This window comes from Mucilaginibacter sp. (assembly GCF_039925265.1).
GTDB lineage: Bacteria > Bacteroidota > Bacteroidia > Sphingobacteriales > Sphingobacteriaceae > Mucilaginibacter.
This window is the reverse complement of the sequence record NZ_JBDSZG010000008.1, coordinates 282,933-294,328: the sequence shown is the minus strand read 5'-3', so window position 1 is coordinate 294,328 and position 11,396 is coordinate 282,933. Positions and strand designations below refer to the sequence as shown.

The following is an 11,396-nucleotide window of genomic DNA, read 5'->3' as shown; positions in this document are numbered from 1 at the left end:
AAATGAACATAAATGATAGCATAAGCCTAAGGATTTTCCCCGTTCTGCTTATGGTAGTATTGGCCTGTGGCTGCCGCCCTTCCAACACTGGCAATGAACCCGGTGAAGCAAAGGATGCGCTTTTTAAGCTGCTGCCAACCGCGCAAACGCATATTGATTTTAACAACTCATTAACCGAGGGTTTGAACACCAACGTACTGATGTACGAGTATTTTTATAACGGCGGCGGTGTAGCCATTGGCGACCTGAACGGTGATGGGCTGCAGGACGTTTATTTTACCGGTAATATGGTTTATAATAAACTGTATTTGAACCGTGGCCAAATGCAATTTACCGATGTTACTGCCGAAGCGGGCGTGGCAGGCCGCCCCGGTCCCTGGAAAACGGGCGTAACCATGGCCGATGTAAATGGCGATGGCAAGCTGGATCTGTATGTCTGCTATTCGGGCAAAGTAAAGGGCGAGAAACGCATTAACCAACTGCTGATAAACCAGGGCAATGACAGCAAGGGCGTGCCGATATTTAAGGATATGGCTGCTTATTATGGCTTGGATTTTCCATCCTACAGCACACAGGCCTATTTTTTTGATTACGACCGCGATGGCGATCTCGACTTATTGTTGATAAACCACAACCCCGCCCGCATCAATACCGTAGATGATATATCTGTAAAAGATATGATGAGTAAGCCGGATGCCGAATCGGGCATACGGTTGTTAAAAAATGAGCAGGGACACTTTAATGATGTAACCGCAAGGGCAGGTATCGTCAATACCTCATTTTCTTACGGCTTAGCGGCAGGTATTGCTGATGTAAATGGCGATGGCTGGCCAGATATTTATGTATCCAACGATTATAGCGTACCCGATAGATTGTATATTAATAATGGCACAGGGGGCTATGCTGATCAGCTTCAAAAGCAAATTGGCCATACCTCTTTTTACTCAATGGGGAACGATATTGCTGATATCAACAACGATAGCAAGCCGGATATCTACACGCTGGATATGCTGCCGGAAGATAACAAGCGCCAGAAATTATTATTCGGCGCGGATAATTACGACGCCTTCGACTTGAACCTACGAGTGGGTTTTTACTACCAGTATATGCGCAATATGCTGCATATCAACAATGGCAATAATACTTTTAGCGAAGTAGGGCAGCTGGCCGGTGTATCTAATACCGACTGGAGCTGGGCCCCCTTATTTGCCGATTACGATAACGACGGCTGGAAAGATCTTTTTGTGAGCAACGGTTACACCCGCGATTACACCAACATGGATTTTTTAAAATACATGGGCGATAACCTGCGCGACAGGAATGTAATGCGGCAGGACCTGCTGAACATTGTAAGCCAGATGCCTTCATCGCAGATGAAGAGCTACTTTTTTAAGAACAACGGCGACGCGAATTTTACCAACACCAGCGCCGATTGGGGGATCACCCAAACATCAAACAGTAACGGAGCCGCCTATGCCGATCTGGATAACGACGGCGACCTGGACCTGGTAACCAACAATGTGAACCAGGCAGCTTTTGTTTATGAAAACCAGGCCGTAAAACAAAATAGCAACCATTATTTAGCTGTAAAATTAAAAGGCGGCGATGCCAATACACAAGGGATAGGCGCTAAGATCACTCTCTATAAAGGCAATAAAACCCAATGCCTCGAGCAAATGCCCACCCGCGGTTTTCAATCGGGGGTATCGCCTACACTGCATTTTGGGCTGGGGAAAGATAGCGAGATCGACTCGTTAAGAATAACCTGGCAGCGCGGTAAATCAGAGCTGCTTAAACATATAAAGGCAAATCAACAGATAACCTTAAATGAAAAGGATGCCGGATTAGTAGGTATCCCCAAAATGCAAAGTAAGCCCTTATTTACAGAGGTAACTTCGCCCATTGCATGGCGCGAAATTGAAAACACCACCAACGATTTTAAGCGCCAGCCATTGATGGTTAACCCGCTCTCTTTTTCAGGATCGAGCCTTATTAAAGGAGACGTAAACGGCGACGGGCTCGAAGATGTTTACGTTGGCGGGCATGATGGTCAAGCCGCTGCTTTATACCTGCAACAAAAAAGTGGTGGTTTTACAAAAAAGCTAAACACTGCATTTGACGCAGATAAAGCAAGTACCGATGCTGCCGCTGTTTTTTTTGATGCCAATGGCGATGGCAAGTCAGACTTGTATGTAGCCTCCGGCGGTTACGCGGATTATTTGCAGGACGACCCAAAATTGCAGGACAGGCTGTACCTCAATGATGGTAAAGGCAATTTCACCAAAGTAAATAACGCGTTACCAAAAATGCTGAGCAGTAAAGGCTGCGTAAAGACAGCCGATATTAATGGTGACGGCTTTATTGACCTGTTTGTAGGCGGTAGGGTAGTGCCGGGCCGTTATCCCGAAACACCGGAAAGCTATATTTTGATGAACGATGGCAAAGGGCATTTTACAGATGCCACGGCAAAATACAACCCGGCCTTAAAAAACATTGGCATGGTAACCGATGCAGGATGGGCAGACATGAATGGCGATAAAAAACCCGACTTGATCCTCGTCGGCGAGTGGATGCCCATAACTGTTTTGGAGAATACCAACGGTAAGTTGATAGATGCAACCTTAAAATACTTTGATGAAAAGTATAACGGCTGGTGGAACTGCCTGCAGGTAAGCGATATTAACCACGATGGGCATCCGGATATAATCGCGGGTAACCTGGGTTTAAACAGCCAGTGCCTGGCAAGCGATGCCGAACCTGCTGAGATGATCTATAAAGATTTCGACGACAACGGCTCGGTAGACCCGATGCTCTGCATGTACATTCAGCATAAAACATACCCCTACGTAACCCGCGATGAACTGCTCGACCAAATGAGCATGATGCGCACTCGCTTCCCCGATTATAAAAGTTACGCTGAAGCCACCATGGATAAGGTGTTTACCTCCGAAGAAATGAAGGATGCGAAACAGCTTAGCGCAAATCATTTAGCAACAAGTATTTTTATCAGCAACGCAGGCGGAAAATTGCATGAAGTGGCCTTACCCGTGCAAGCGCAATACGCGCCTGTTTATACCATCACCACGCTGGATTACAACAAGGATGGCAAGGATGACCTGCTGCTGTGCGGCAATATTAACCACAGCCGCATTCGCTTTGGTAAGTACGATGCCAATTATGGCGTATTGCTTATTGGGGATGGCAAGGGTGGTTATCAATACGTTACACAGCAGGGATCGGGCTTTAAGCTCAGCGGTGATGTTCGCGGCGTAGTTCAACTAAATGATGTTTTGCTTTTTAGCCTGGATAAAGGCAGACTAAAAGCTTACAAACAACAATAAGCAACATGAAAAGGAATTTAATAACCATACTATCAGCTATATGCCTACTGCTTGTTGTTCGCTGTGCCGAAAAGAGGCAGCAGCCGGTATTAACCAATAAAGATGTAAGCAAAGTAATTGCCCGCATGACGGATGTAATGGTGCACGATGTGACTAACCCGCCGCTGGCATCCCGGTTTTTTGCTTACACCTGCCTGGCCGGCTACGAGGTGATGGCCCGTGATAAGCAGCTAAAAAGTATGCAGGGTATTTTAAACCAATACCCGGCCATCAGTGCGTCGAAACAAAACGAGTTGTATAACCCACAGTTGAGTGCTGTGATGGCCATGTTCGAAACCGCCGCCAAACTGCAGCCATCGGGGAGTTTGATGGGTAAGTACGAGGAGGGTTTTTTAGACTCCTGCCGCACAATAGGTTTTACGGATGAGGTGATCGATAGCTCAAAAAGCTATGCCAAATTCATTAGCAAAAAAATACTGGCTTACGCCAAAGCCGATGGTTATCGCAAAATAAGCAACTATCCCCGTTACAAATTAAAACGCACACCCGGCAGCTGGGATTTAACCCCGCCGGCCTACATGGTTCCCGTGGAGCCTTACTTTAACACCGTCCGCACACTGGTTATCGATTCTGCTTCGCAGTTTGTGCCCGATGCGCCGGTGCCTTTCTCTACAGATAAAAACTCGGCGTTCTACAAATTTCTTGAACTGAGTTACAGTAAAAGTGGCGACAAACTGACACAGGAGGAAAAAAACATAGCCAATTTTTGGGATTGCAACCCCTTTGCCGTGCAAAACGACGGGCACATGCTTATCGGGCTAAAAAAGATCTCGCCCGGGGCGCATTGGATGGGAGTAACCGCTATCGCGTGCAGCCAATCGCAAGCCGGCTTCGCCAAAACCATAGAGGTGAACACCATGGTGGCCATAGGCTTAATGGATGCCTTTATTTGCTGCTGGGAAGATAAATACCGCACCGACCGCATTCGGCCCGAAACCGCCATTCGCAGGTATATCGATCCGCATTGGAAACCCTTGTTGCAAACGCCGCCCTTCCCCGAATACATCAGCGGCCATTCAGTAATCTCTACCACATCGGCAGTTATCCTCACGCATTATTTTGGTAATAGCTTTAAATATATTGATGATGTGGAGCAGCAGTTCGGCGTGCCGCCCAGGCAATTCAATTCATTTACCCAGGCCGCAACCGAAGCGGCCATCTCGCGCTTTTGGGGCGGCATCCACTTTATGGATGCTATAGATAACGGCATTTTGCAAGGTTACAGGGTAGGGAATTGGGTGGTTAACAAAGTAAGCAGAGGTAAAGGATCAAAATAGACAGTACGCCAAATGCACGGCAACGGATTTCCGCGCTCTATCGCTGTTGTTCGCTTAATTTATGGTACATCAGGGTAATAAATATGCATGATATGGCAATTTGCCGGGCCGAAATTTATAGTTCTTTGCCACACCGTACAATCATGGCCGTATTTAAAAAAAATTAGTATAACAATATATGAATAAAATCTTATTTGGTAAAAAAACAACCTGTGTTTTATTAGGCTTGTTTCTTGCTTTTAGCTACAAAACAAGTGTCGCGCAGCTACAAACGACAAACTTTCTGTCGAAGTCTGATACAGCGTTTGTACCCAAAGAAATTGAAGACCCCAAGAACATCGGCATAAACAAAGAAGCCAGCCACGCCACGCTGATGCCATACGGCTCGTTAAAAGAAGCGCTGGCAGCAAACCGCGCTGCCTCATCATTCAGCCGCAGCTTAAACGGCTTGTGGAAATTTAATTGGGTAGACTGGCCTCAAAAAAGGCCGGTTAATTTTTATAAAACCGATTACGATGTTTCTAAATGGAAGGATATCAAAGTACCGTCTAATTTCCAGGTAGAAGGTTACGGAACACCCTACTACAGCAACTTTAATTTCATTTTCCAGAAGGATTTTCCGCGGATAATGAGCACCCCGCCCGAGAAGTTTACGGCCTATAAAGAGCGTAACCCCGTTGGCAGCTACCGCCGCGATTTTACAGTGCCTGCAGCCTGGACGGGCCGCCGGATCTTCATCTCGTTTGACGGGGTTGATGCCGGATTTTTTATATGGGTGAACGGCAAAAAGGTGGGCTACAGTGTAAATAGCCGCAATGTTGCCGAGTTTGACCTTGCCAAATATGTGCAGCCCGGTAAAAATACACTCGCGGTAGAGGTTTACCGCTTTACATCGGGAAGCTATCTCGAGGATCAGGATATGTGGCGCCTGAGCGGTATCTTCCGCAATGTTACCTTATGGAGCAGCCCACAGCAGCACATCAGGGACTATTTTATAAAAACGGACCTGGACGATCAGTATAAAAATGCCGACCTTACCGTTAGCGCCAAAATTAAAAATTACGGTACCACTACTATAAAGGCGCGTGAACTGGAAGTTTGCTTATTTAACGGCGCGGTTTTAGTGCCCGGCGCGGTTGCCAAAAAAGCTATCCCGGCTTTGCAGCCCGGCGAAGAAGTTGTGGTAAATGCCACCTTCCACGTAAACAACCCGCAAAAATGGACGGCCGAAACACCGAAGCTTTATACTACGGTTATCAATATTAAAGATGGTACAACCACATTGGAAACCCTTTCGTCCCGTACCGGTTTCCGCGAGATAGAGATTAAAGGAAGATTGTTTTTGGTTAACGGTGTGCCCATAAAACTTAAAGGCGTAAACCGCCACGAGAACTGGCCGGATGATGGCCATGCCGTTACCGAGGCGCAGATGATCCGCGATCTGATATTGATCAAACAAACCAATAGCAACCACATACGTACCTGCCACTACTCTGATGATCCGCGCTGGTATGACTTATGCGACCTGTACGGCATTTACCTTGTTGCCGAAGCAAACGTAGAATGCCACGGCGCTATGAACGAGTTTAACGATGAGCCACGCATTAAAGCGGCTATCATAGACCGAAATGTCGCCAATACCGAAAACTTTAAAAACCATCCATCGGTGGTGATATGGTCATTAGGTAACGAGAATGGCAGCGGCGGCGGCAACTTCAGGGCCGCGCTGAAAACCATAAAAGAAATAGATCCTACCCGGCCTACCCATTACGAGGGCTTTGGCACCGGTGATAACCGCAACCCGGCCGATATGGACAGCCAGATGTATACCAACGTGGTAAGCCTGGAAAATGCTGCTAACGACCCTAAACTAACCAAGCCGTTTTACCTATGCGAGTACGCGCACGCCATGTTCAATTCCATGGGTTCGGTAGATATTTATAACGAATTGTTTGATAAATACCCGGCCTTATTGGGCGGTGCGATATGGGAGTGGCAAGATCAGGGTATCTACAACAATCGCGATCCTAAACACCCTATTACCGCATTTGGTGGTGGTTTTGGTGAGTACCCTAACGACCGTTTCTTTATCCACAAAGGCGTAGTTTTTTCGGATAGATCGCCCAAACCACATTTTCCCGAGCTAAAACATGCTTACCAATGGATCAGCATCAAAGCAAAGGATCTGAAGAGCCAAACATTCAGCATCAAAAATCGCTACCAATTCATCAACCTAAGCGGTTTTACCGCCAAGTGGGAATTAAGCGAAAACGGAACAACCATCTCATCGGGCAGCCTGGTTGTGGGCGCCGTTGCTCCGGGTACTGAAAAGGATGTAAAGGTTCCGTATAAAATAATACCTAAGGCTGGTGCCGAATATTTTGTGCGCGTGTCATTCCAATTAAGCACGGATAAATTATGGGCCGCAAAAGGTTTCGAGGTGGCTTCGCAACAGTTTGAGTTAAAAATACCTGTGCCTGCTGTGGTTAACTCCTCGCAGGGCGGCAACTTGGCGCTGAGCGATTCAAAAGATGTTATCAAGGTAAAAGGAGTAGATTTCAGCCTTGAATTTGACAAGGAAAAAGGCACCTTCTCAAAAATAGAAGAGAGCGGTAATAATATTCTGCGTGGCGATGGTGGTCCAAAGCTGCATTTATGGCGTGCACCACATCAAAAAGATGATATGTGGGCCTCCGAAAATTGGGACAAATATGGCTTGCAAAACATTAACTGGGTTGCTACTGATGTAAAAAGCACGCAAGTTGCCACTAATGTGGTAGAGATCAGTGTAAACTTAACAGGCACGGGCAAACAAAACTTTAAAGTGCAACACAAAGCAGTTTATACCATCAATAGTAATGGCTTAATAACCGCCGTTAACGATATCACCTTTAGCGATGCCGACCCGAAACTGGTACTGGCCCGTATTGGTGTACGCATGTTCCTTAACAAGGACCTGGATCAGTTTGACTACCTGGGCCGGGGCCCAATGGAAAACTATGCCGACCGTAAAAGCGGTTTTGATGTGGGGCATTATGCCAGCACCATAGCACAGCAGTTAACCCCGTACGAGAAACCAATGGAATGCGGCAATCATGAAGATGTACGATGGGCAAATGTAACCTCAGCTACCGGTTTAGGTATCTGTGTTAAAAAGGTTGATTCATTGATCCAGGTAGGAGCCTTGCCATACAGCGATGAAGAGATGACCCCGGTGGAATACAAAATAGACCTGCCAAAAAGCAAGGGTACGGTGTTGTGCATTAGTAGTAAAACGCTGGGCGTTGGATCTAACGGTTGCGGGCCAAGGCCCCTGGAACCGTACATGGTGCATGCAAAAAACACAACCTTTTGCTACCAGGTTCAGCTTGTGAAAGGCAATAGAAAATAATTTAGTTGGTAATAAATTGGTTCAAAAGAAGCCGGATAGGGGGCGTAAGCAGGTTTTTAGGCCTGTTGCCCCTTTTCACGGCTTTGTTCACGAATTAAATTAACGAATGCTTTATTAATTGATAAGAGTGGTTACCTTGTTGCGTGCACAAAAATCCAGTGCAGCGTATTTTTGCCCTGCCAATTGAATTATAAACATAAACAATACCAATTTATAAAAATGAAAAAGTCCCTTCGGCGTACCGTTCCCGCCAAATTGCTATCCGTTTTTGGCTGTGTACTTATTTTATTTTGCCTGGTGGCTGCAATGTTGCTGCTGCCCTCTTATGTAAATGATAAAACCGTGCAAGCGACAGGCTTATCGCCCATACCGGTAAAAGTGCAACTCATCGCCGATGGCTTGCATTCGCCAACAGCGATTACCTTCCCGGGTAACGGCAATGTTTGGGTAACCGAGCAAACCGGGTTCATAAGGGTAATAAAAAACGGCAAACTACTCACCGAACCCTTGCTGGATCTTAGGAGTAAAATGATTAAGGTGAATGGTGGTTATGAGGAACGGGGTTTGCTGAGCATAGCGCTGCACCCCAAGTTTAAATCCAACAAAAAGTTCTACGTTTTTTACAGTGCGCCAGCCGCCCCGGGGTTAGACCATAAAGGTGTTGTGGCCGAATATAAATTAACCGCTAAAGGCGCGGTTGATCCCAACAGCGGGCGGGTTATCCTGAGCATTGACGAACCCGAGGGCAACCACAATGGTGGCTGCATCCAATTTGGGCACGATGGCTATCTGTACATTTCATCAGGCGATGGCGGCGGCCAGGGCGATAAGCATGGCGAATTTGGAAACGGTCAAAATATGGATACCTGGCTGGGTAAAATACTTCGGGTAGATATTAATACCAAAATGGGCTATTTGGTTCCAAAAAATAACCCCTTCGTTGGAGAAATCGGCAAGAAGCCAGAGATATGGGCGTATGGTTTTCGCAACCCGTATAGGTTCTCTTTCGATAAACTAACCGGGCAATTGTTTGCCGGCGATGTTGGGCAGGACCTTTGGGAAGAGGTTAATATTATTAAAAAAGGCGCCAACTACGGCTGGAAAGTAGTTGAGGGTACGCATTGCTACAGTCCGGCAACAGGCTGCGATATTAAAGGCATCACTCCGCCAATAACCGAGTATAGCCACAAAGAGGGAGTAAGTGTAATAGGCGGCTATGTTTACAATGGTACCCAACTGCCCGAATTGAAAAGTAAGTACCTGTTTGCCGAGTGGATAGGGCAGGTATATTATTTGAAAAAAACAGGTAACACTTGGCAACGCGGGAACGTCACCCTGCAAAATATGCCGCCGAACTTAAAAGTGCTTGCGTTCGGTGAAGACCTTGCCGGTGAGATTTATATACTCACCAATGCTGATATAGGGCCCGCCAACCCCAAGGGAAGCATTTATAAGCTGTCAAAAAACTAATATCCCATTGTAATTGTTCCATAAGTATGAATAGCCTGGTTAAAAAATGTTTAGGTTTCGTGGTGTTAATTATACTCGCGTCGGCAGCAGTAAAGGGCCAAACAAAAACGGCTTACACAAAGTATGTAAATACTTTTATTGGCACCGCGCCGCTAAACGACCCCAAAATACTCGGCTACGAACTGCCTAAGGGATGGCGGTCATGGGCCGGGTTAACCTTTCCTGGCAGTTCTTTGCCTAATGCAATGGTGCAGTTGAGCCCGGTTACAGCATATGGATCGGGCGCGGGTTACCAGTACGAAGATTCGGTGATATTCGGGTTTACGCACACCAATAAAGGCCATTGGAACTTATGCAATATTCCTATCCTGCCGGTATCTGGTACACACTACAAGTTCGGCTCTCATTTTACGCACAAAAAGGAAAGTTCCGCCCCCGGCTTTTACCAGGTTTATTTGGATGATTATGAGATTACATCGATAGCTGTAAGCTTTAACAAGGCAGCATCCAGCGTTTTCTCTACCTCGGATGCACTCATCCCGCTACTTCGCAGATCGCTGACCTTGCTTTCAAGCACCGTAATTTCCCGTTCTGCCTCCATTTTTACCGCACGAAAATCGGCAGCTTCAATATCATCATTCAGTAACAATTCCCTGGCTTTATTAACCTTGTTGTTAAGTACAGTTATACGGTCTATGTACTGTTTCCGGCTGCCGCTGGTCACTGAGTGCTGATCTTTGAACACGTCCATTATAACCGATTTAAAGAGCATTGCGGCATCCGCATTTAAAACAAAGTCTTTTAAATGCTCTTCAAAGATGGTGTTGGCCTCTTCTGCGCGTGTCCTGTAACCGCAGGTGGCGTTGCAATGGTAATAATGATAATGGGCGGTACGCCCTTTCGATGCGCTGCCTGTTAACACCTTTCCGCATTTAGGGCAAATAACAAAACCGTTTAAGGCTAGCATATCCTGAGTTACGATCTTTGTACCCAATTTTCTTTTACGCCCTTCTAATACGTCCTGAACGTCGTAAAAGACACTTGGCCGGATAAGCGGATCATGCAATCCTTCCACAGTATAGCTTTCTTCATCCTTTAATTTAGGGATAACGATCTTACCTATATACACGGGGTTACGTAAAGCATGCCAAAAGTTGTTTTTACTACACGGCAATCCTTTTTCCTTAGCTTGACTGCTACCTGGCCGGTAGACTTCACTTTTTTGCTATCCTAATCCGCTTAATACATTCAGTAAAAACCTAAAGGTAAGCTGGGGCAGCAACTGGCTTTAACCGTTGTTTATTTTGACTCGTTGCAGGCTATATTCTGGTATGGCAAGTCCCAGGGTTACCAGTTAGATAGCCCGGAGATCGAATTCTTTAAATGTGCCTACGGCATGGGATAAAAGTCCTTGTCTACAGGGCGAGATCGGGGAATCGCTTAGTGTTGCCCGTCGGAAAGGCAACAACTGTTATATCGGCAGGTCAGAAGAACTTTATAACTACCAAACTTTCGATCAGGTCAGAAATAACCCGGATCGACGCGAATGGTTTGATTTCAAATACCTAAACCGAATTCATTCTTTTTAGGTCTATGATAGGTCTCTAAAAAGGAAAAGTTATGGTCAGCATATTACATTGTACTACCGAAAAAAATGATACGAAATATTTTGTTTAAGCCGAAGGCAAGAGCTCGTACGGGAATATTTTTATCCTTATTTTTTTTATATCAAATTAGATAAGCGAAATGTCATTTTATATACCCTTCAAGATATATTCTGCTATAAATTTGATGAAGATGATTTTAGAGCTTCTTTCTCACAATCGTCTTATAAACCAATTAGAATAAATTTATTTT

5 protein-coding genes and 1 pseudogene are annotated in these 11,396 nt (G+C 45.8%); 5 read left to right on the top strand and 1 reads right to left on the bottom strand.

The genetic code is table 11. The annotated features are described in order from the left end of the window. Positions 1-2 precede the first annotated feature (2 nt). The 5 genes and pseudogenes from ABIX36_RS03260 to ABIX36_RS03240 all read left to right on the top strand — a co-directional run. Entirely contained in the window at positions 3-3,341 is a 3,339-nt protein-coding gene (locus ABIX36_RS03260; RefSeq protein ID WP_348080727.1) for a VCBS repeat-containing protein, read from the top strand. 5 nt (positions 3,342-3,346) lie between these two features. Then, positions 3,347-4,678, top strand: a complete 1,332-nt coding sequence (locus ABIX36_RS03255; RefSeq protein ID WP_348080726.1) for a vanadium-dependent haloperoxidase — start codon at positions 3,347-3,349, stop codon at positions 4,676-4,678. A 178-nt stretch (positions 4,679-4,856) separates the two neighbouring features. Beyond that, entirely contained in the window at positions 4,857-8,069 is a 3,213-nt protein-coding gene (locus tag ABIX36_RS03250; protein ID WP_348080725.1) for a glycoside hydrolase family 2 TIM barrel-domain containing protein, read from the top strand. A gap of 219 nt (positions 8,070-8,288) precedes the next feature. After that, positions 8,289-9,539 carry a PQQ-dependent sugar dehydrogenase gene (locus ABIX36_RS03245; protein WP_348080724.1) on the top strand — a complete coding sequence of 417 codons (1,251 nt, stop codon included), beginning with the start codon at positions 8,289-8,291 and terminating at the stop codon, positions 9,537-9,539. 26 nt (positions 9,540-9,565) lie between these two features. Next, a pseudogene (locus tag ABIX36_RS03240) lies at positions 9,566-9,958 on the top strand (glycoside hydrolase family 92 protein); the annotation flags it as partial. A 44-nt stretch (positions 9,959-10,002) separates the two neighbouring features. On the opposite strand, the gene ABIX36_RS03235 reads toward ABIX36_RS03240, so the two are convergent. Continuing rightward, positions 10,003-10,713: a recombinase zinc beta ribbon domain-containing protein gene (locus tag ABIX36_RS03235; RefSeq protein WP_348080723.1), complete on the bottom strand. Its 711-nt coding sequence runs from the start codon at positions 10,711-10,713 to the stop codon at positions 10,003-10,005. Positions 10,714-11,396 lie beyond the last annotated feature (683 nt).